This is a genomic window from Klebsiella indica, assembly GCF_005860775.1.
GTDB lineage: Bacteria > Pseudomonadota > Gammaproteobacteria > Enterobacterales > Enterobacteriaceae > Klebsiella > Klebsiella indica.
Genome location: NZ_VCHQ01000019.1, coordinates 34,418 through 56,041, shown reverse-complemented (window position 1 = coordinate 56,041; position 21,624 = coordinate 34,418). Strand labels below are relative to the sequence as shown.

The 21,624-nt window shown below is 53.7% G+C and carries 14 protein-coding genes; 11 read left to right on the top strand and 3 right to left on the bottom strand.

The genetic code is table 11. The features are described 5' to 3' along the window. Positions 1–10: 10 nt before the first annotated feature. Complete coding sequence (gene pepA, locus FE839_RS15130; RefSeq protein WP_138361628.1) at positions 11–1,522, bottom strand: leucyl aminopeptidase; 1,512 nt, start codon at positions 1,520–1,522, stop codon at positions 11–13. Between the two features lie 394 nt (positions 1,523–1,916). On the opposite strand from pepA, the gene lptF reads away from it, so the two are divergent. From lptF to iolB, 4 genes are all read left to right on the top strand, one after another. Further along, the gene (gene lptF, locus FE839_RS15125; RefSeq protein ID WP_138361627.1) at positions 1,917–3,014 is read left to right on the top strand and encodes an LPS export ABC transporter permease LptF; all 1,098 of its coding nucleotides are present in this window, start codon (positions 1,917–1,919) and stop codon (positions 3,012–3,014) included. Continuing rightward, complete coding sequence (lptG, locus tag FE839_RS15120) at positions 3,014–4,096, top strand: LPS export ABC transporter permease LptG (RefSeq protein ID WP_138361626.1); 1,083 nt, start codon at positions 3,014–3,016, stop codon at positions 4,094–4,096. The genes lptF and lptG overlap by 1 nt, the downstream gene beginning before the upstream one ends. 526 nt (positions 4,097–4,622) lie before the next feature. Beyond that, positions 4,623–6,128 carry a CoA-acylating methylmalonate-semialdehyde dehydrogenase gene (locus FE839_RS15115; protein WP_138361625.1) on the top strand — a complete coding sequence of 502 codons (1,506 nt, stop codon included), beginning with the start codon at positions 4,623–4,625 and terminating at the stop codon, positions 6,126–6,128. Positions 6,129–6,146: 18 nt separating this feature from the next. Continuing rightward, positions 6,147–6,959 (top strand): 5-deoxy-glucuronate isomerase, encoded by an 813-nt coding sequence (gene iolB / locus FE839_RS15110; protein WP_138361624.1) that lies wholly within the window; start codon positions 6,147–6,149, stop codon positions 6,957–6,959. Between the two features lie 168 nt (positions 6,960–7,127). On the opposite strand, the gene FE839_RS15105 is transcribed toward iolB, so the two are convergent. Beyond that, positions 7,128–7,985, bottom strand: coding sequence for a MurR/RpiR family transcriptional regulator (locus FE839_RS15105; RefSeq protein ID WP_138361623.1), 858 nt, complete (start codon positions 7,983–7,985; stop codon positions 7,128–7,130). A 152-nt stretch (positions 7,986–8,137) separates the two neighbouring features. Then, the gene (locus tag FE839_RS15100; protein WP_138361622.1) at positions 8,138–10,051 is read right to left on the bottom strand and encodes a bifunctional 5-dehydro-2-deoxygluconokinase/5-dehydro-2-deoxyphosphogluconate aldolase; all 1,914 of its coding nucleotides are present in this window, start codon (positions 10,049–10,051) and stop codon (positions 8,138–8,140) included. Between the two features lie 954 nt (positions 10,052–11,005). Here FE839_RS15100 and iolD point away from each other — a divergent pair. The 7 genes from iolD to FE839_RS15065 all read left to right on the top strand — a co-directional run bounded on the left by iolD (position 11,006) and on the right by FE839_RS15065 (position 21,622). Continuing rightward, the gene (gene iolD, locus FE839_RS15095; protein WP_138361621.1) at positions 11,006–12,946 is read left to right on the top strand and encodes a 3D-(3,5/4)-trihydroxycyclohexane-1,2-dione acylhydrolase (decyclizing); all 1,941 of its coding nucleotides are present in this window, start codon (positions 11,006–11,008) and stop codon (positions 12,944–12,946) included. Positions 12,947–12,994: 48 nt separating this feature from the next. Beyond that, positions 12,995–14,008: a bifunctional inositol 2-dehydrogenase/D-chiro-inositol 1-dehydrogenase gene (gene iolG, locus FE839_RS15090; protein ID WP_138361620.1), complete on the top strand. Its 1,014-nt coding sequence runs from the start codon at positions 12,995–12,997 to the stop codon at positions 14,006–14,008. 128 nt (positions 14,009–14,136) lie between these two features. After that, complete coding sequence (gene iolE / locus FE839_RS15085) at positions 14,137–15,036, top strand: myo-inosose-2 dehydratase (RefSeq protein WP_138361619.1); 900 nt, start codon at positions 14,137–14,139, stop codon at positions 15,034–15,036. Positions 15,037–15,366: 330 nt separating this feature from the next. Beyond that, on the top strand, positions 15,367–16,275 hold the full coding sequence (locus tag FE839_RS15080) for a dihydrodipicolinate synthase family protein (RefSeq protein ID WP_138361618.1): 909 nt from the start codon (positions 15,367–15,369) through the stop codon (positions 16,273–16,275). 14 nt (positions 16,276–16,289) lie between these two features. Then, the gene (locus FE839_RS15075; protein ID WP_138361617.1) at positions 16,290–18,257 is read left to right on the top strand and encodes a YjhG/YagF family D-xylonate dehydratase; all 1,968 of its coding nucleotides are present in this window, start codon (positions 16,290–16,292) and stop codon (positions 18,255–18,257) included. A 353-nt stretch (positions 18,258–18,610) separates the two neighbouring features. Next, positions 18,611–19,990 carry a glycoside-pentoside-hexuronide (GPH):cation symporter gene (locus FE839_RS15070; protein ID WP_138361616.1) on the top strand — a complete coding sequence of 460 codons (1,380 nt, stop codon included), beginning with the start codon at positions 18,611–18,613 and terminating at the stop codon, positions 19,988–19,990. A 12-nt stretch (positions 19,991–20,002) separates the two neighbouring features. After that, positions 20,003–21,622, top strand: a complete 1,620-nt coding sequence (locus FE839_RS15065; RefSeq protein WP_138361615.1) for a glycoside hydrolase family 43 protein — start codon at positions 20,003–20,005, stop codon at positions 21,620–21,622. The last annotated feature ends 2 nt before the right edge of the window (positions 21,623–21,624 follow it).

The window sequence follows — 21,624 nt, the reverse complement described above, 5'->3', positions numbered from 1 at the left end:
CAGACGGCAATCACTCTTCGCCGTTAAAACCCGCACGATTGAGCAGGAACTGCGACAGCAACGCCACCGGACGGCCGGTGGCGCCTTTGGCTTTGCCGGAACGCCATGCGGTGCCGGCGATATCCAGGTGCGCCCAGTTGTACTTACGGGTAAAGCGCGACAGGAAGCAGCCCGCGGTAATTGCCCCGCCAGGACGGCCGCCGATGTTCGCCATATCTGCAAAGTTAGACTCTAGCTGTTCCTGGAACTCATCGCCCAGCGGCAAGCGCCATGCGCGATCGCCCGCCAGTTCGGATGCGCCAATGAGCTCATGGGCCAGCGGATTGTGATTCGACATCAGGCCGGTGATATGGTGGCCGAGCGCAATCACGCACGCGCCGGTCAGCGTCGCCACGTCGATAACCGTTTCCGGCTCGAAACGCTCAACGTAGGTCAGCACATCGCATAGCACCAGGCGCCCTTCGGCATCGGTGTTCAGCACTTCAACCGTCTGGCCGGACATGGTGGTCAGCACGTCGCCCGGACGATACGCTCGCCCGCCCGGCATGTTTTCACACCCGGCCAGTACGCCGACAACGTTTAACGGTAGCTGAAGCTCGGCGACCATACGCATCACGCCGTACACCGCCGCTGCGCCGCACATATCGTACTTCATCTCGTCCATGCCTTCGGCAGGCTTGATGGAGATGCCGCCGGAGTCAAAGGTCAGCCCTTTGCCCACCAGCACGATCGGCCGTGCGTCTTCCGACGGGTTGCCTTTGTATTCGATCACCGACATCAGCGATTCGTTCTGCGAACCGTGACCGACCGCCAGGTAAGCGTGCATCCCCAGCTCTTTCATCTGCTGTTCGCCGATGACGCGGGTAATGACGTTCTTGCTGTAGCTGTCGGCCAGCTGGCGCGCCTGGGAGGCCAGGTAGGCGGCATTACAGATATTCGGCGGCATATTGCCGAGATCTTTCGCCGCTTTAATCCCGGCGGCAATCGCCAGACCGTGCTGGATCGCACGCTCGCCGCTGGTCAGTTCCCGGCGGGTCGGCACGTTAAAGACCATTTTACGCAGCGGGCGGCGCGGCTCGCTCTTGTTGGTCTTCAGTTGATCAAAGCTGTACAGCGTCTCTTTGGCCGTTTCGACAGCCTGGCGCACTTTCCAGTAGTTGTTGCGGCCTTTGACGTGCAGTTCGGTCAGGAAGCAGACCGCTTCCATTGAGCCGGTGTCATTCAGCGTATTGATGGTTTTCTGAATGACCTGTTTGTACTGTCGCTCGTCCAGCTCACGCTCTTTACCGCAGCCGATGAGCAGAATGCGCTCCGACAAAATATTCGGCACATGGTGCAGCAATAATGTCTGGCCAGGCTTGCCTTCCAGTTCGCCGCGACGCAGCAGGGCACTGATATAACCATCGCTAATTTTGTCGAGTTGTTCGGCGATGGGGGAGAGCCGACGCGGTTCAAAGACGCCAACTACGATGCAGGCGCTCCGCTGCTTCTCCGGGCTACCGCTTTTTACACTGAACTCCATGCACTATGCTCCTGAATCTTAAAGACAACAGTGGTCGCTACAGATATACTCGTCGTCTTTCACGTTGCAGATGCGTTGGCTGCGCCTGCTCACCTCAGTCACTTACCTGATGTAAGCGCCGGAGCTTCACAGTCTTTGCCGCCTGCCTGCAACTCGAAATCCATAGAGTACAGAAATTGAAAGCTTTCGTAACTCATGTCCGCTGTTGTGGTGACTTCATGTTAATCTTAACGTTATTACGGCTTTGGTTCGTCAGAAAAGATCCTGATACGCGGAACCAGCGAGTCATTTAATCTTAGCGATGTTTTCGACGACCAAAGAGAATAAATGACGTTTAAGCCATGAAACAAGCAATTTTCCTGCAATAAAACGGGTTTTTACGGGCGTATTTATAGTGTTAATCATAAGATATCTGGTTCGTGAGACGCTGAAAAGCCAGTTGGCGATCTTGTTCATCCTGCTACTCATTTTCTTCTGTCAGAAACTGGTCAGGATCCTTGGCGCCGCTGTTGATGGCGATATCCCGACGAATCTGGTGCTCTCACTGTTGGGGCTGGGCGTACCTGAAATGGCGCAGCTCATTCTGCCCCTGAGTTTGTTTCTCGGGCTGCTAATGACGCTGGGTAAACTGTATACCGAAAGTGAAATTACGGTGATGCACGCCTGCGGCTTGAGTAAAGCCGTGCTGGTGAAAGCCGCGATGATCCTTGCACTATTTACCGGCATCATCGCGGCGGTTAACGTCATGTGGGCCGGGCCCTGGTCGTCCCGCCATCAGGATGAAGTGCTGGCGGAAGCGAAAGCGAATCCCGGTATGGCTGCGCTGGCCCAGGGGCAGTTCCAGCAGGCCAGCGACGGCAGCGCGGTACTGTTTATCGAAAATGTCAAAGGCAACCATTTCAGCGATGTCTTCCTGGCACAACTCCGTCCTAAAGGCAATGCCCGTCCTTCGGTGGTGGTCGCGGACACCGGCGAACTGACATTGCGTAAAGACGGCTCGCAGGTGGTCACCATGAATCAGGGCACGCGCTTTGAAGGGACCGCGATGCTGAGAGATTTCCGCATCACCGACTTTAAAAATTATCAGGCGATTATCGGCCATCAGGCGGTGGCATCCGATCCTAACGATACTGAACAGATGGACATGCGTACGTTATGGCGTACTGATACCGATCGCGCCCGGGCGGAGCTGCACTGGCGTTTCACGCTGGTGGCGACGGTGTTCATCATGGCGCTGATGGTTGTGCCGCTCAGCGTGGTGAATCCGCGTCAGGGCCGCGTGCTATCGATGTTGCCGGCGATGCTGCTGTATCTGGTGTTCTTCCTGCTGCAGACGTCGATTAAATCGAACGGCGGTAAAGGAAAAATGGATCCGATGATCTGGATGTGGGGAGTCAATCTGCTCTATTTCGCATTGGCCGTGCTGTTGAACCTGTGGGATACGGTGCCGATGCGCCGCTTCCGTGCCCGTTTTAATAAAGGAGCGGTGTAATGCAGGCGTTTGGCGTACTTGACCGTTATATCGGTAAGACGATCTTCAATACCATCATGATGACGCTGTTCATGCTGGTCTCCCTCTCGGGCATCATCAAATTTGTCGATCAGTTGAAAAAAGCGGGGCAGGGTAACTACGATGCGCTGGGCGCGGGGATTTACACGATCCTTAGCGTGCCGAAAGATATCCAGATATTCTTTCCGATGGCGGCGCTGCTTGGCGCGCTGCTGGGGTTGGGGATGCTGGCCCAGCGCAGCGAACTGGTGGTGATGCAGGCTTCCGGTTTTACCCGTTTTCAGGTTGCGCTGTCGGTAATGAAAACCGCGATCCCGCTGGTATTGCTGACTATGGCTATGGGCGAATGGGTCGCGCCGCAGGGTGAGCAGATGGCGCGTAACTACCGTGCTCAACAGATGTATGGCGGTTCTCTGCTTTCCACTCAGCAAGGGCTGTGGGCGAAAGACGGCAATAACTTTGTTTATATTGAACGGGTAAAAGGCGCCGATGAGCTCGGCGGCGTGAGTATTTACGCTTTTAACGACCAGCGTCGTTTACAGTCGGTTCGCTATGCCGCTTCAGCGAAATTTGATACCGAGAATAAGCTCTGGCACTTGTCGCAGGTGGATGAATCCGATCTTACCAACCCGAAACAGGTGACCGGTACCCAGAGGGTCAGCGGGACCTGGAAAACCAATCTGACGCCGGATAAACTGGGCGTGGTGGCGCTGGACCCGGATGCGCTGTCGATCAGCGGTCTGTATAACTATGTCAACTATCTGCGGTCCAGCGGTCAGGATCCGGGGCGTTATCAGCTCAATATGTGGAGCAAAATCTTCCAGCCGCTGTCGGTGGCGGTGATGATGCTGATGGCCCTGTCATTTATCTTTGGCCCGCTGCGTAGCGTGCCGATGGGGATCAGGGTGGTTACCGGGATTAGCTTCGGTTTTATCTTCTATGTGCTGGACCAGATTTTTGGCCCGTTAACCCTGGTATACGGTATTCCGCCAATTATCGGCGCGTTGTTGCCGAGCGCCAGCTTCTTTTTGCTGAGCCTCTGGTTGATGATGCGTAAATCCTGATGTAATAGGCCCTCTTTCTGATGTCGAAAGGGGGCGCTTTATCGCCCCTTCCTGTCTGACACGCTTCCCTGTATTTTCCGGTTTGCCGCACGACGGCGCATTTCGCCATGGTTTACGCCATGTTGTCGCCTTCACTCTCGAATAAATCCGCTTCAGCGGGTCGAAGCAATACGCTTTACTGGCGCAAAAAAGGGACGCGTTCGGATATGTTACAATTAAAATATTTATTCTAAAAATAACAATGCATGAAATGGTGGATTTTTGAGCCGGATCGCAATGTGAGTGTCTGTTGCGTTTTTGTTACTATCGTTCGCCGCTTCCTGTCATATCTCATCTCTTTTCGTGACTATTTCGCCTGCGAGGTGACATTTTCTTACAGGAAAATGCGACTCTCATCACCAAAATAGAATTTCATTATAGATGAATATTGAAATATTAATTTCATTTTACTACGGTTATAGCATAGCAGATCCAGCAATGGGCCGTACTGCGTTGGCCCCGATACTCCATACTATGAGGCGAAAGCATGACTATCACAGGAAACTTTATTGGCGGGCAGACCGTTACCAGCAGCAGCAATAAAACGATACCGGTTTTTGACCCCGCGACGGGCAAAGTGGTCCGCGAAGTCACGTTATCGACCGCCCAGGAAGTGTCTGACGCCATTCAGGTTGCTCGGGATGCTTTTGAGGGTTGGTCGCGTACCACGCCGCTGCGCCGCGCTCGCGTGATGTTCAATTTTAAAATGTTGCTTGAACAGCATGCCGAAGAGTTGGCAGGGATTATTGTCAGCGAGCACGGTAAAGTCTTTTCAGACGCAATGGGTGAGCTGACCCGTGGCATGGAAGTTGTTGAATTTGCCTGCGGTATTCCGCACCTCATCAAGGGGGAATTCTCCTCGGATGTGGGGACCAGTGTTGACAGCTATTCCCTGATGCAGCCGCTGGGTGTGGTGGCGGGCATTACGCCATTTAACTTCCCTGCGATGGTGCCGATGTGGATGTTCCCGCTGGCGCTGGCTTGTGGAAATAGCTTTGTTCTTAAACCGCCTGCGCTGGCGCCGACCGCCGCTGTACGTCTGGCGGAACTGCTGAAAGAAGCGGGCCTGCCGGATGGCGTCTTTAACGTGGTGCACTGCAGCAATGAAGACGCTGAACAGCTGTATAAGGACCCGCGTATTGCGGCGGTAAGCTTTGTAGGATCTTCCGGCGTGGCGGAGCATATTTATAAAACCGCCAGCGCGTATGGTAAGCGGGTTCAGGCATTCGGCGCGGCGAAAAACCACGCGATTGTTATGCCGGACGCGGATCTTGATGCCACCGTTAACGCCATTATGGGCGGCGCATTCGGCTCAGCAGGCGAACGCTGCATGGCGCTGCCGGTCGTGGTGGCTGTAGGTGATGAAACGGCTGACAAGCTGATCGCACGTCTGAAACCGTTGGTGGAAGCCCTGAAAGTCGGCCCGGGATGTATGCGCGGCAAAGAAGAGAACGAGATGGGACCGGTTGTTTCCGATACTCATCAGAAGAAAGTGCTAGGGTATATTGATAAAGGGGCCAGCGAAGGGGCGACGCTGGTTGTTGACGGACGTAAGCTGCGGGTAGCCGGGTTTGAAGAGGGGTACTACGTCGGCGGAACGCTGTTTGATAACGTTACCCCAGAGATGACTATCTGGCGCGAAGAGATTTTTGGCCCGGTGCTGGGGATTGTCCGCGTGGCGGATTACCACAGCGCGCTGGAGCTGGTGAATAGCCATGAGTTTGGCAACGGCAGCGCCGTCTTTACCAGCAACGGGCACACCGCACGCGAATTTGTACATGATGTTCAGGCCGGAATGGTTGGGGTCAACGTCCCTGTTCCTGTTCCAATGGCCTTCCATAGCTTTGGCGGCTGGAAACGCTCCGTATTTGGCGCACTGAACGTGCATGGGCCGGATGGGGTACGTTTCTACACGCGTATGAAAACCGCCACCGTCCGCTGGCCGCAAGGGCAGCAAACTGTATCTGAGTTCAGTATGCCGACGTTAGGCTAATCGGCGAAGGAGAACGCCATGTCTTTACTGGCTAAAGCGAAACAAGAAGGGCAAATCCAGCACATCACCCCGCAAAGCGCGGGGTGGAAATATATCGGTTTTGATGTCTGGATGTTAAAGAAAGGGCAAACCATTACGCTGGATAGCGGCGATCGCGAACTGTGCCTGGTGCTGGTTGCCGGGCTGGCTTCGGTAAAAACCACGAAAGCTGACTTTCCGAATCTTGGTCAGCGGATGTCGCCGTTTGAGCGCACGCCGCCATGGTCAGTCTACGTGCCGCCGCAGGATAAAGTCGAAGTGACGGCGGATTCTGACCTTGAGCTGGCCGTATGCAGCGCGCCGGGCAAAGGTACGCTTCCTGCGCGAGTCATCTCCCCGCAGGATGTGGGCGTGGAGCATCGCGGTAAAGGCCGCAATCAGCGTCTGGTGCATAATATTCTGCCGGATAACGTGCAGGCGGATTGCCTGCTGGTGGTGGAAGTGTACACCGATGAGGGCGCGACCAGCTCATGGCCATCGCATAAGCATGATACGGCGCTGCCGGGTCAGGAAACCCAACTGGAAGAAACCTATTATCATCGTTTCGATCCGCCGCAGGGTTTTGCGTTTCAGCGTGTTTACACTGATGACCGCAGTCTGGATGCCTGCATGGCCCCTTATAACCACGATGTGGTCATGGTGCCGCGCGGTTATCATCCGGTGGCAGCGATTGCGGGTTATGACAGTTATTATCTGAACGTTATGGCGGGCCCGGATCGTAAATGGCTGTTTACCTGGGAAGACGATCACGCGTGGATCAACAGCCCTGAATATCCCCGTCACGGCGAATAGTTGTTGATGATGAATTACTGATATTACTGATATTACTGATATTACTGATGACGAAAAGGCCGATTAGCGATGCTAACCGGCCTTAAATTTTGCAATAGTGCCCGTATTCTGTGCCGGATGGCGGCTGGACGGGCAGACACAACGCGCAGCCCAGGGAAAACCAAAAAATTAAGCCTGCTGCTTCGCTTCTGCCTCCTGGCTGCTATTCAGCGCCAGAGAGACCGCCAGCGTCTGAGCCAGACACAGGGAGGCCACCTGAGAACGGAAACCATCAACCTGCGCCTCGCGTACCACAAAACAGACATCGCTGAAGGCCGCCAGCGGGCTGACCTGACTGTCGGTAATCGCTATCTGTCGGGCTTTGCGTTGTGCCCCCAGTTCCACCAGTTCGACGACTTCACGCGCATAGGGGGAGAAGCTTACCGCGATGACAACGTCCTTCTGGCTCACAAGGCTGAGCTGTTCGGTGAACATCCCGCCGAGGCCGTCAATCAGGAACGCTTTGCGGTCCAGATGGCGCAGGGCGTAGGTCAGATAGGAGGCGACGCTAAAGGAGCGACGCAGGCCAATCACGTAAATGTTTTCCGCCTCTGCCAGCAGCGCCACCGCGCGCTGTAGCTCATCGCCGGAAGTCTGCATTGCCAGCTGCTGTAACGCCTGTGTGTTGACCATCGTAAACATATTCAGGATTTCGGTCGGCGTTTCCGGCGGGCTGGAGTCATCTGTGGTGGTCTGGCGGAACAGACGCGCACGTTCAGTATAGTTAGCGGTCTCCTCCATCAGATGCTGTTTAAACATCTGCTTCATTTCATTAAAGCCGCTAAAACCAAAGGCATTAGCGAAACGAATCAGTGTTGAAGGCGGGACATCTGCCTGCTGCGCGATAGAGGCCACGGTGTCGAAAGCGACGCTATTACTGTTATCCAGAATATAACGGGCTACCTGCTTCAGGCGTTTACTTAATGTGTCGTAGCGACGCCTGATTTCATCCTGCAAGATGGTAAGTTGAGTCGGATTATTGGCCATAGATTGCGCTCTGAAAAAAGAAAAGGAATATAATTTCCAGTGTATCAAATGAAGCGAATTTTTCATTCACTTCGCTGAAATTCTCGGCTTATTTCGTGAAGATCCAGAAAAAAAGCCCGCATCTTCAGGAGAGGATGCGGGCCGGTTCAGAATCAGCCGCGGGCTTCGCGCCAGTAGCCGATGAGCGTGAGGTAGTTGTGTTTCACTTCTTCAATCAGTGCCTCGTCGGTCAGTTCTCCTTGCATCCAGCGGCGTGAAGGCTGGCCAAAGATGGTGCGACCAACGGCAAAGCCTTTGATCATTGGATGCTTCGCGGCTTCGGCAAAACCGGCGCGCAGGCGATCCGATGGCGCATCCAGGCCGAGGATCAGTATCCCACGACACCAGCTATCTTCACGTTCAATCAGCTTGCTGATCCTCTCCCATTCAGCGCTCGACAGCGGCGGCAGCTTCCACCAGTCCGGCTGAATACCCAACTGATAGAAGTGTTCCAGCATATCGTGGTAATGGCGTTCATCGTTATCCGGGCCGTTCTCCGGCAGGATAATTTCCAGCAGTAGTTCATGACCCGACTTGTTGCACGCCTGCCAGACCTCCAGCAGCAGCGCGTCCTGCTCGGCGCGCAGTTCTGCGGGATCGGCCGGATGGTAGAAGACCAGACATTTCACCACATGCTCCAGCGGCCAGTCGATCAGTTGGGAACCGATGTTGCCATGCTCCAGACGTAGCGGACGTGAGCTCGGCATTTCGATCGGACGACCAATCCACCAGCCTTTACCGGTGATGGCATTGAGTGAACTCTGACCGTAGGTGCCATCGGCGAGGATACCGCTGCGTCCATCAAGTCCGGCTTCTTTCGCGGCGGCTTCCGCGGCGGCCAGCAGCAACAGCTTCAGAGGTGGAATGCAGGATTCATCGCGCCCGGTTTCCAGTGCCAGATCCGCCAGTTGTTTACGGTGGTCAAAGGCGAAGATACACAGCTCAGGCCATGCCTGACGGCGGCTGGTGACACGATGGAGATGGTTGAGGCGCGCGTCGACATCCGGACGCGGGACCGATTCTGCGCGCGACAGGTAGTCGTCAAGCTCGACTTTGGTTGGCATTGCCGGTGCGCAACCGTGGCGCGAGACCACCAGCGCGCCGCAGGCGTTAGCGTAACGGCAAGCCTGCTCCCAGCCTTCATCGTTAAGCCAGCCCCGCAGGAGGCCTGACATAAAGGCGTCGCCAGCGCCCAGAACGTTAAGCACCTCTACGCGCACGCCCTGGTGCAGCGGTACGCTATCCCAGCTGTCCGGAATGGCACCTTCCAGCACCACACAACCCATCGGACCGCGTTTACAAACCAGCGTCGCTTTAGTGGCATTACGCACGTTTTTCAGCGCGGTTAGCGTATCAGTGCTGCCGCCGGCAATATGGAACTCCTCTTCAGTGCCGACCACTAAATCGAACAGATGCAGCACTTCCTGGAGCTGGCTGGTTACCGGGCCGGATTCAATGAAACGCGTTTCACCATCGCCCAGCGAAGTTAAGCCCCAGAGTACCGGGCGATAATCGATGTCCAGCGCGGTACGTAGGCCGTGACGACGGGCATACTCCAGCGCTTTCAACACCGCTTCACGGGTATTGGCGTGCGAAAGGTGAGTACCGGTTACCGCCAGCGCCCGGGAAGAGGCAATATACTCTTCCTTAATATCTTCTGGCGAAAGTGCCATATCGGCGCAGTTATCGCGGTAAAAAATGAGCGGGAACGTCTCCTGATCTTTGATTCCCAGCATCACTAATGCCGTCAGGCGCTGCTTATCCGTGATCAAGTATTCCGTATCGACGCCGGCGCGGCTAAGCGTTTCACGTAAAAAACGGCCATTATGTTCGTCGCCTACGCGCGCGAGCATGGCCGATTTTAATCCCTGAATGGCGGTACCGAAGGCGACGTTGCCGGAAGAGCCTCCAAGGTATTTAGAAAAACTGGCAACATCTTCCAGCCTTGAGCCAATTTGCTGGGCGTAGAGATCGACTGCCACCCGGCCAATACAGATGACATCGAGTCGCTTTACTGCTGCATTCATAGCTAGGGTTTCCTTTTGCATTTCTGCTGTACGGAAGAGTCGGGATGCCGACAGCGTCTCCGAAAACAGCCTGAGGGTTATTGGTTCCCCTTAGTTTGAGAAATAAATATTTCATTTGCAAACTAGTTCGAAATTAAAAAACCAAAAATGTGAGGGATCTACCACTATGCCGCGCTGAGCCTCATTCCGGGATGGATCTTGCGAGGCGGCGAAAAGGCGTCCCGGACGGCGTGTGTTATTTTCTTTATCTATGATTTTTAAGGAAATATAAACGATATGGCCTCATAAACCGCGCGTCCAGCCAAATGCGGGCTGTTAATGAAACGTGTGAAATGCACGGGTAAGCATTTTATCCATAAAACTGCCGCCTTTTGTCGGCCGCTAATCTGTTGGGGTAAAATGATCCGGCGCACTCTTGCCTCTCATCCTGGCCAACCATAACATCACCGCGCCCCCGCCTGTTTCTGATGGATTTCAGACTGCTGACAAACTGCGCCGCGAGGGCATGAATCGTGGGTAGCGTGCCGTAATGGACTGGGGGTATCTATATAACTTTTTGATATTACATGTTTTTAAAGATAGGGTAAGGCGTTAGCCATCATTCGGAAAAAATGTGCGTACCTTATCGAGGGCCGGTTTTTTCATGATGCTCAGATCTGTTTCTGACAGATTTGCTTTTCATTCCAGCCACCTGGCTTGCGCATGCTCATGGGGATGCTGTTTGTTGCCGCCTGAATACCGACTGAATGATTTTATGTATAGTTTGATCCCTCTCGCAAAATGAAATATTTCTTCTGTATTTATATTTAATGAAAAAAATGTTTGCCTATAATCCAACAGTATTCCTGTGACGTTAACGATTTCCCTGAGTCATTAATCGTATCACTGTACAGGCTGTACAGGGCAAACGCGCTAACCCACACAACAAATACTGAAATATAAGGATTAGGCAACATGGGCAGACTGAGACTGACAACGGCGCAGGCGCTGGTTAAGTTCCTGGATAATCAGTACCTGGACGTCGATGGTGAAGAGCATAAATTCGTGCAAGGTATCTTTGCTATCTTTGGCCACGGCAACGTTCTGGGGCTGGGACAGGCCCTGGAGCAAGATAGCGGTGAAATGCGGGTCTATCAGGGGCGTAACGAGCAAGGGATGGCGCATGCTGCGACGGGTTTTGCCAGACAGTCTTTACGCCGTCAGATTATTGCCTGCACCTCCTCCATCGGCCCCGGTGCGGCGAACATGATTACCGCCGCCGGCACCGCGACCGCCAACCGTATTCCTCTGTTATTGCTGCCCGGCGATGTGTTTGCCACTCGCCAGCCCGATCCGGTTTTACAGCAAATTGAACAGAGCCATGATCTGAGTATCAGCACCAACGACGCGTTTCGTGCGGTGAGCAAATACTGGGATCGCATTACCCGCCCGGAACAATTGATGAGCGCCTGCATCAACGCCATGCGCGTGCTGACCGACCCGGCGGAAACGGGCGCGGTGACTCTGTGCCTGCCGCAGGATGTTCAGGGTGAAGCCTGGGATTATCCCGCGTCTTTCTTTACCCGTCGTGTACACCGTCTCGACCGTCGCCCGGTTAGCGCCGTGCAGCTAGCGGACGCGGTTGCCGCAATTAAAGCCAGCCGTAAACCGCTGATTGTTTGCGGTGGCGGGGTGAAATATTCCGGCGCAGGCGAAGCGTTGATCCGTTTCGCCGAACGCTACGGTATCCCGTTTGCCGAAACCCAGGCCGGTAAAGGCACCGTTGTCTCTTCGCATCCGTTTAATGTGGGCGGCGTTGGCGAAACCGGGTGTCTGGCAGCCAACCTGCTGGCGAAAGAAGCGGATTTAGTTATCGGCCTCGGCACGCGGTTCAGCGACTTCACTACGTCGTCGAAATGGATTTTCCAGCATCCGGAAGTGCGTTTTCTCAATATTAACGTCAGCAATTTCGATGCCTGGAAACTGGACGGTATTCCAATGCTGGCCGATGCGCGTGAAGCCCTTACTGCCCTGGATGACGCCCTGTCCGGCGAAACCTGGCAGGCCGGGTGGGGCGAGCAGATTGAAAGCGTGCAGAGCCGTCAATTGAAAGAGACGCAGCGCGTTTATCAGGCGGTGTGGCAGGAAAAGTCTTTCGTACCGGAAATTGATGATCATCTGGATCGTGAGTCGGTGTATCGCGAATTCCGCCAGATAACCGATTCCACCCTGACACAAAGCAGCGTCCTCGGCGTGCTGAACGAAACCTTACCGGCCGACGCGGTGATTGTCGCGGCGGCGGGAAGTTTGCCGGGAGACCTGCAGCGCGTCTGGCGCAACCGGGCAACCAACACCTATCACGTGGAATACGGCTACTCCTGCATGGGTTATGAAGTCAGCGCCGCGCTGGGCGTTAAACTGGCTCAGCCCCAGAGCGAGGTTTACTCCCTGGTGGGTGACGGTTCGTTCATGATGCTGCATTCCGAACTGGTGACCTCCCTGCAGGAGCGCGCGAAGATCAACATCATACTGTTCGACAATATGGCCAATGGTTGCATCAACAACCTGCAGATAGGGCATGGTATGGACAGTTTTGGTACTGAGTTCCGCTTCCGTTGCGCGGAGACGGGCCAGCTTCAGGGGGGCCTGATGCCGGTGGATTTTGCTACTGTTGCTGCCGGCTATGGTTGTAAAACCTGGCGCGTGACGACGCTGGATGAACTGCGCCATGCGCTGGATGCCGCGCGTCGTGAGACGATCAGTACGCTGATCGATATAAAAGTGCTGCCGAAAACGATGGTGCATGGCTATGGAAGTTGGTGGAACGTAGGTGTCGCGCAGACAGCGCTGTCGGCACGGATCCGCGAGGTCGCCAAAATAATTAATGAAAAACGCGCTCAGGCGCGGGATTACTAAAACTGAACATAAACTCTGAACCCTAAAATTATCGGGAGAACACTCACTATGTCACTTAAATTAGGCGTTATCGGCGCAGGTGCCATTGGTAAAGAACATATCCGCCGTTGCACTCAGGTATTACAGGGCGCCACGGTCGTGGCAGTTTCAGATATCAATCAAGAGAACGCTCGCGCTGCGGTTGCATTGCCGGGCGTCACTGCGGAAATTTATGCTGATGGTCATGATGTGATTAAGGCCAGCGATGTTGACGCCATCCTGGTCACCTCATGGGACCCGACCCACGAAGAGTATACGCTGGCTGCTATTGCTGCCGGTAAGCCAGTCTTCTGTGAGAAGCCATTGGCGATGAGCGCGGAAGGCTGTCGCCGTATTGTCGATGCAGAAATGAAAGCGGGGCGCCGCCTGGTGCAGGTTGGTTTCATGCGCCCCTATGACGAAGGCTATCAGGCGTTAAAAAAAGTGATTGATGACGGCGATATCGGTGCGCCGCTGATGCTGCGCTGCGCGCACCGCAATCAGTCTGTAGGCGAGAACTATACCACCGATATGGCGATCACCAATACCCTGATCCACGAGCTGGACGTTTTGCGCTGGTTGTTGAACGACGACTATCGTTCGGTACAGGTACGCTTCCCGCGTTCCACGTCTTACGCCCATGCGGGGCTGAAGGATCCGCAGATCGTGTCGTTTGAAACCAGGAAAGGCACACTGATCGATGTTGAAGTGTTCGTGAATTGCCAGTACGGCTACGACATCCAGTGCGAGGTTATTGGTGAAACCGGCATTGCCCGTCTGCCTGAGCCGTCAGCGGTACAAATGCGTAAATCCGCTAACCTGTCGACCGCTATTCTGGTCGACTGGAAAGACCGCTTTATCAAAGCATATGACGTTGAACTGCAAGCTTTCATTAACGATGTTAAGGCTGGACAACTGAATGGCCCATCAGCATGGGATGGCTATGCGGCATCTGTTGCTGCCGACGCCTGTATCAAAGCGCAGGGGATCAGCGAACCGGTTACGATAGCGTTGCCTGAATGTCCCGAGTTCTATAAACGTTAAGCACATTTTTCTGGTGGGTAGATCTATTTACATAGGGATTTGGAAAATAGAAATCAGGTAACGGAAACATGTGAACTTATCGAGCATCAATTGCTGCGCTGGCAAGGCGCAGCGGCAGGAGCCCTACTATGAACAAAGATAATGTAAAACTGGCTATCGCCCCGATTGGCTGGACGAATGACGATATGCCGGATCTTGGCAGCGAGAATACTTTCCAGCAAACCGTCAGCGAAATGGCGCTGGCGGGTTTTACCGGTAGCGAAGTTGGCAGCAAATATCCACGCGATCCGGCGGTTCTCAAGCCGATGCTGGATATCCGCGGCATTCAGATTTGCAACGCCTGGTTTAGTACCTTTTTTGCCAACGGGCAGCGGGAAAAAACCATTGATGAATTTGTGAATCATATGAATTTTCTTCATGCCATGGGCGCGAAAGTAATCGGTTGTTCTGAGCAGAGCGGCAGTATCCAGGGGCTGGAAAAACCGATTCTTGGCAATGTGAAACCGTGTTTTAGCGAAGAAGAGTGGCAGCGGGTTGCGGAAGGTTACAACACCATCGGCCGTCTGGCGGCGGAAAAGGGTATGCAGGTTTGTCTCCATCATCATATGGGAACCGGTATCCAGACCACCGAAGAGATCGACAAGTTTATGTCGCTGGTAGATGACAAAGTCTTCCTGCTGTTCGACACCGGCCATGCCTGGTATTCCGAAGGCGGTGAGGAGCCGATGCTGGCGATTCTGAAAAAGTATTTGTCGCGGATTAACCATGTGCACCTGAAAGACGTGCGTCCGCCGGTGATTGAACAGGTGCGTCGTGAAGGGCTCTCTTTCCTTGATGGGGTGAAGAAAGGGACCTTTACGGTTCCGGGCGATGGGGTGATTGATTTCCGCCCGGTGTTCAAATTATTGGACGATCATGGTTATAAAGGCTGGATGGTGGTCGAGGCCGAGCAGGATCCGGCGCTGGCCAACCCATTCGAATATGCGGTAAAAGCACGTAAATACATCCGTGAAACGGCAGGAATCTAATCGTTGTTTCATTTCAGGCCACAGCGTGCTGTGGCCTGCTTTTTCTACTTTCCTCTCAGTGGAATAAAACTCCTGGGCACTCGCTCTCTCTCCAGTCATCAATATAGTACAGTTTTTCTTCTCGCAGCCAGTCTGAACGGCGGTATATGTCTCGCACCGAGCTCACCACAACTTTTAGAACAGAACGGTTATTTTGTGATCGAGATTAAAAAATACGCACTTCCGGCTTCCTTAGCATTTACCTTTTCTTTGCTGGCGGCATAGTATGATCGTTAAATAAAAGAACGAGGTTCTATAATATAGAACAAGATGATTCAGCAAGGGGATCTCATGCAGCAAACCATGCAGTTCTCAGGGATTATTCCGCCTGTTTCGACTATTTTTACCGCCGATGGTCAGTTCGATGAAGTGGGTACCGCCGCGTTGATTGATGACATGATTTTCGCTGGCGTTGACGGCCTGTTCATCCTCGGCAGCGGTGGGGAGTTCTCTCAGCTTAATGTCGATGAGCGTAAAACCATTGCCACCTTTGTCATTGGTTATGTGGATCGGCGGGTGCCGGTGTTGGTTGGCACCGGTGGCACTAACGCCCGGGAAGTCATCGAACTTAGTCAGCACGCACAGGAAGCGGGAGCCGACGGCATTGTGGTCATCAACCCCTATTACTGGAAAGTTTCTGAACACAATCTGATTCGTTATTTTCAGCAGGTGGCTGATTGCGTGACTCTGCCGGTGGTGCTGTATAACTTTCCGGCGTTAACAGGCCAGGATCTGCCTCCTGAGTTGGTAAAAACGCTGGTGGATTCGCGACGTAATATTGTTGGCATCAAAGACACTATCGATTCGGTGGCTCACCTGCGCAGCATGATCAAAACGGTCAAATCGGCGCACCCACACTTCTCGGTACTTTGTGGTTACGATGACCACCTATTTAACACTCTGCTGCTTGGCGGTGATGGGGCGATCTCTGCCAGCGTCAATTTTGCGCCGCAGATATCAGTGAAGCTGCTGCAGGCTTTCCGCGATGGCGATCTGGCGCAAGCGGCACACTATCATCAGACGCTGTTGCAAATCCCGCGAATTTATCAACTGGATACACCGTTCGTTAACGTGATTAAAGAGGCGATCGTCATGTGCGGTCGCCCGATTTCGACACACGTACTCCCCCCGGCCTCTCCGCTGGATGAAGTGCAAAAGATGCAGCTTAAAGCGCTGTTGCAACAGCTTAGACTCTGCTAAACCGGAATAATAAGATGGCGATAGAGAAGATATTCATTTCCCAGGATGATGCCTTTTATGCGGTCATCACTCATGCATCCGGACCACAGGGCGTGCTGCCACTGACGCCGCAAATGCTGATGGAATCGCCGAGCGGTAATCTGTTTGGCATGACGCAAAACGCCGGCATGGGCTGGGATACCAACAAGCTTACGGGGAAGGAGGTGTTGATTATTGGTACCCAAGGGGGAATTCGCGCCGGTGATGGTCGCCCGGTGGCGTTAGGTTATCATACCGGGCACTGGGAAATCGGCCTACAGATGCAGGCGGCGGCAAAAGAGATAACGCGCAATGGCGGCATTCCGTTCGCCGCTTTTGTCAGCGATCCGTGCGATGGACGATCTCAGGGTACCCATGGGATGTTCGACTCCTTGCCGTACCGCAACGACGCGGCGATTGTGTTTCGTCGTTTGATCCGTTCGTTGCCGACGCGTCGGGCGGTGATTGGTGTCGCCACCTGTGACAAAGGCCTACCGGCGACGATGATCGCGCTGGCGGCGATGCACGATCTACCGACCATTTTGGTACCCGGTGGGGCAACGCTGCCGCCAACCTTTGGCGAAGACGCTGGAAAGGTACAGACTATTGGCGCACGCTACGCCAACCATGAATTGTCGTTGCAGGAAGCCGCTGAACTCGGCTGTCGTGCCTGTGCCTCGCCGGGCGGCGGCTGCCAGTTCTTAGGCACAGCGGGTACCTCGCAGGTTGTGGCGGAAGCGCTCGGGCTGGCGCTGCCGCACTCGGCGTTGGCGCCATCAGGGCAGGAAGTGTGGCTGGAAATCTCGCGCCAGTCGGCACGAGCGGTAAGCGAACTGGATAATCTCGGCATCACCACTCGCGATATTTTGAGCGATAAAGCGATCGCAAACGCGATGGTAATCCATGCGGCGTTTGGCGGTTCGACCAATCTCCTGTTGCACATTCCCGCTATTGCTCATGCTGCAGGCTGCACGATTCCTGACGTTGAACAGTGGACACGTATAAATCGAAAAGTTCCGCGTCTGGTCAGCGTGCTACCGAATGGACCGGACTACCACCCGACGGTACGCGCTTTTCTCGCCGGTGGAGTGCCGGAAGTGATGCTGCATTTGCGAGGTCTGGGCCTACTGCATCTGGATGCGATGACAGTGACTGGTCAGACGGTGGGTGAAAATCTTGACTGGTGGCAAGCTTCCGAACGACGTGTGAAATTTCGCCAGTGTCTGCGCGATCAGGATGGAGTCGATCCGAATGATGTGATCCTCCCCCCGACCCGTGCAAGGGCTAAAGGACTTACCTCGACGGTTGCCTTCCCTGTTGGCAATATTGCTCCGGAAGGAGCGGTGATCAAAGCCACGGCGATCGATCCGACTGTGGTGGATGAGGATGGTGTGTATCGTCATACCGGGCCTGCGAGGATATTTGTTTCTGAAGCGCTGGCGATCAAAGCGATCAAAAACGGCGAGATCGAACAGGGAGACATTATGGTAGTGATTGGTGGTGGGCCGTCCGGCACTGGCATGGAAGAGACCTACCAGCTTACCTCGGCGTTGAAGCACATCTCATGGGGAAAAACGGTATCCTTGATTACCGATGCCCGTTTCTCCGGGGTTTCGACCGGTGCCTGTTTTGGTCATGTCGCTCCGGAGGCGCTGGCGGGCGGGCCGATCGGTAAACTGCGCGATGACGACATTATTGAGATTGTAGTCGATCGTTTTGCTTTAACCGGCAGCGTTAATTTCATCGGCACAGTGGAAAAGCGATTGACGGTGGAAGAGGGGGGGATGGAATTAGCGGCGAGACCTCTCCATCCTGACCTGCATGCTCATGACTGTTTACCCGACGATACTCGCCTGTGGGCGGCTTTGCAGTCGATTAGCGGTGGTACATGGAAAGGCTGCATATATGATACTGATAAAATTATTGAGGTGATTAACGCCGGTAAAAAAGCCCTTGGACTTTAAATAAATTTAAGTTTTTCTCGCTTGTGTGAAATATTTCGCGGGCCGTTTTTTTATGTCTTAAATAAGCCAAATTCCATTTTCTTATATGTTTGTAATTAGCTAAAAATAAAAGATAAAAATATTTTTTATTTGTGTTTAATGTCGATGGAAATCACAAAAACTAAATAACATAATTCATAAGTAAAAAATGACCATTGCCGTAAAAAGGAACAACTCCGTACACTGAAATAACACGAAAACGTGAATTAAGCACACGTATCATGGGTGTATTCCTGATTCTTCAGCGGCTATTTATTGCTTTTTTCAGGTCCCTGACGTTTGCACGATATCCACTCTCTGGATCGGGGATAAATATGCAATTAACTATGAAAGATAAAATCGGGTACGGGCTGGGCGATACTGCCTGCGGGTTTGTCTGGCAGGCAACGATGTTTCTGCTGGCTTATTTTTACACCGACGTATTCGGCCTGTCCGCCGGCATTATGGGTACGCTGTTTTTAATTTCCCGCGTTCTGGATGCCGTCACCGATCCGCTGATGGGACTGCTGGTGGACCGTACCCGTACTCGCCACGGTCAGTTTCGTCCGTTTCTGCTGTGGGGGGCGATTCCATTTGGGGTCGTCTGTATGCTCACCTTCTACACGCCGGATTTTTCTGCGCAGGGGAAAATTATTTATGCCTGCGTGACCTATATTCTGCTGACGCTGGTTTATACCTTCGTCAACGTGCCCTACTGCGCGATGCCGGGAGTAATTACCGCCGATCCAAAAGAGCGCCATGCGTTACAGTCGTGGCGTTTTTTCCTTGCGGCGGCAGGTTCGCTGGCGATCAGCGGCATAGCGCTGCCGTTGGTGAATATTATCGGTAAAGGTAACGAACAGGTCGGTTATTTTGGCGCGATGTGTGTGCTGGGACTGGTCGGCGTGGTACTGCTTTACGTCTGCTTTTTTACCACCAAAGAGCGTTACACCTTTGAGGTACAGCCAGGGTCGTCGGTGGCGAAAGATCTCAAGTTGCTGTTCGGTAACACCCAATGGCGAATTATGTGTACCTTCAAAATGATGGCGACTTGCTCCAACGTTGTGCGCGGTGGGGCAACGTTATACTTCGTGAAATATGTGATGGATCATCCAGAAATGGCGATGCAGTTCCTGCTTTATGGCAGCATCGCTACTATGTTCGGTTCGCTGGCCTCGTCACGCCTGTTGGGCCGCTTTGACCGGGTAAAGGCTTTTAAAGCGATTATCGTCGTCTATTCGCTGATAAGCCTGCTTATTTTCGTTACTCCTGCTGAGTACATTGCGCTGATTTTCGCTCTCAATATTGTTTTCCTGTTCATCTTTAACACCACTACGCCACTGCAGTGGCTGATGGCTTCCGATGTGGTCGACTATGAAGAGAGTCGTAGCGGGCGGCGTCTCGATGGTCTGGTGTTCTCTACTTACCTGTTCAGTCTGAAAATTGGCCTGGCTATTGGCGGCGCGGTGGTGGGCTGGATTCTGGCATATGTGAACTACTCCGCGAGCAGCAGCGTACAGCCGGTGGAGGTTTTAACCACCATTAAAATCCTGTTCTGCGTGGTGCCTGTGGTGCTCTACGTTGGCATGTTCATCATGCTTTCATTTTATAAATTGACCAATGCCCGCGTTGAAGCCATCAGCCAGCAATTACGTAAGCATCGTGAGGAGCCGAAAGAGGCTATTTCTGCCGCGACCACTGCGACGTCAAATTAATGAGGAGGCAATATGTACACCATTACTAACCCTATTCTGACCGGGTTTAACCCGGACCCATCGCTGTGTCGCCAGAATGAGGATTATTACATCGCAACCTCCACCTTCGAGTGGTTTCCGGGGGTACGCATTTATCACTCGCGGGATTTGAAAAACTGGTCGCTGGTGAGCGCACCGCTGGATCGCGTGTCGATGCTGGATATGAAAGGCAACCCTGATTCCGGCGGCATTTGGGCACCATGCCTGAGCTATGCCGACGGGTTGTTCTGGCTACTGTATACTGATGTGAAAATCGTCGATTCGCCATGGAAAAATGGTCGTAACTATCTGGTGACCGCACCATCGATTGAAGGGCCGTGGAGCGAGCCCGTTGCGATGGGCAACGGCGGCTTCGACCCATCGCTGTTTCATGATAGCGATGGTCGAAAATACTATATTTACCGACCATGGGGGCCGCGTCACCACAGCGATCCGCACTGTACCATCGTGCTACAGGAGTATTTTCCGCAAACCCGGACCCTGTCTAAAACGCGCAAAACTTTGTTTACCGGTACGGCGCTGCGTTATACCGAAGGGGCGCACCTTTATCGCAAGGATGGCTGGTATTATCTGCTGGTCGCTGAGGGAGGTACCAGTTACGAACACGCGGTGGTTGTGCTCAGGGCGAAAAATATTGACGGGCCGTACGAACTGCACCCGGACGGGACAATGATGACCAGTTGGCATCTGCCGGAGAACCCGTTACAGAAAAGCGGCCACGGATCGCTGCTGGAGACGCATACTGGCGAGTGGTATATGGCCTATCTTACTAGTCGTCCGAAGCGTTTACCCGGCGTGCCGCTGCTGGCCTCAGGCGGTCGTGGTTACTGTTCACTGGGACGAGAAACCGGAATTGTGCGCATCGCCTGGCATGACGGTTGGCCGTCCGTGGAAGGAGGAAAACACGCCCAATTGACCGTGCCGGGGCCGCAAATGGTTGAAAGTCGTGCGGCTGCGGTGGTGAACTGGCGAGATGACTTCAATGGCCCGACACTCAATCCAGAGTTGCAAACTCTGCGTATTCCGTTTGATGACACGCTGGGCTCCCTCAGCGTGCGGCCGGGATTTTTACGTCTGTACGGTAATGACTCGCTCAACTCTACCTTTATCCAGTCCACGGTGGCGCGGCGCTGGCAGCATTTCGCCTTTCGCGCCGAAACACGGATGGAGTTCGCCCCGGAAAACTTCCAGCAGAGCGCCGGATTAACCTGTTATTACAACAGCAAAAACTGGAGCTACTGTTTTGTTGACTATGAAGAAGGGAAGGGGAGAACTATTAAAGTATTGCAACTTGACCATAACGTACCGTCGTGGCCGCTGCACGAACAACCCATTGCAGTGCCGGACGAGACGCGGAGCGTGTGGCTGAGGGTTGACGTTGACCATCTTATCTATCGCTACAGCTACTCGTTTGACGGTGAGCAATGGCAAACTGTGCCGGTGGAATATGCAGCCTGGAAGTTGTCGGATGATTACATCGGCGGACGCGGATTCTTTACCGGTGCTTTTGTTGGCTTGCACTGCGAGGATATTAGCGGTGATGGTTGCTACGCTGATTTTGACTACTTCAGTTACCAACCGGTCATCGAGTAAAT

What these genes read in the sequence shown, in the direction of transcription:
- lptG (WP_138361626.1), top strand. Translation starts at nt 3,014, where the DNA reads ATGCAGGCGTTTGGCGTACTTGACCGTTATATCGGTAAGACGATCTTC.
- FE839_RS15105 (WP_138361623.1), bottom strand. Translation starts at nt 7,985, where the DNA reads ATGGCCAATAATCCGACTCAACTTACCATCTTGCAGGATGAAATCAGG.
- iolE (WP_138361619.1), top strand. Translation starts at nt 14,137, where the DNA reads ATGAACAAAGATAATGTAAAACTGGCTATCGCCCCGATTGGCTGGACG.
- FE839_RS15070 (WP_138361616.1), top strand. Translation starts at nt 18,611, where the DNA reads ATGCAATTAACTATGAAAGATAAAATCGGGTACGGGCTGGGCGATACT.
- iolG (WP_138361620.1), top strand. Translation starts at nt 12,995, where the DNA reads ATGTCACTTAAATTAGGCGTTATCGGCGCAGGTGCCATTGGTAAAGAA.
- FE839_RS15065 (WP_138361615.1), top strand. Translation starts at nt 20,003, where the DNA reads ATGTACACCATTACTAACCCTATTCTGACCGGGTTTAACCCGGACCCA.
- iolB (WP_138361624.1), top strand. Translation starts at nt 6,147, where the DNA reads ATGTCTTTACTGGCTAAAGCGAAACAAGAAGGGCAAATCCAGCACATC.
- FE839_RS15075 (WP_138361617.1), top strand. Translation starts at nt 16,290, where the DNA reads ATGGCGATAGAGAAGATATTCATTTCCCAGGATGATGCCTTTTATGCG.
- FE839_RS15115 (WP_138361625.1), top strand. Translation starts at nt 4,623, where the DNA reads ATGACTATCACAGGAAACTTTATTGGCGGGCAGACCGTTACCAGCAGC.
- FE839_RS15100 (WP_138361622.1), bottom strand. Translation starts at nt 10,051, where the DNA reads ATGAATGCAGCAGTAAAGCGACTCGATGTCATCTGTATTGGCCGGGTG.
- FE839_RS15080 (WP_138361618.1), top strand. Translation starts at nt 15,367, where the DNA reads ATGCAGCAAACCATGCAGTTCTCAGGGATTATTCCGCCTGTTTCGACT.
- pepA (WP_138361628.1), bottom strand. Translation starts at nt 1,522, where the DNA reads ATGGAGTTCAGTGTAAAAAGCGGTAGCCCGGAGAAGCAGCGGAGCGCC.
- iolD (WP_138361621.1), top strand. Translation starts at nt 11,006, where the DNA reads ATGGGCAGACTGAGACTGACAACGGCGCAGGCGCTGGTTAAGTTCCTG.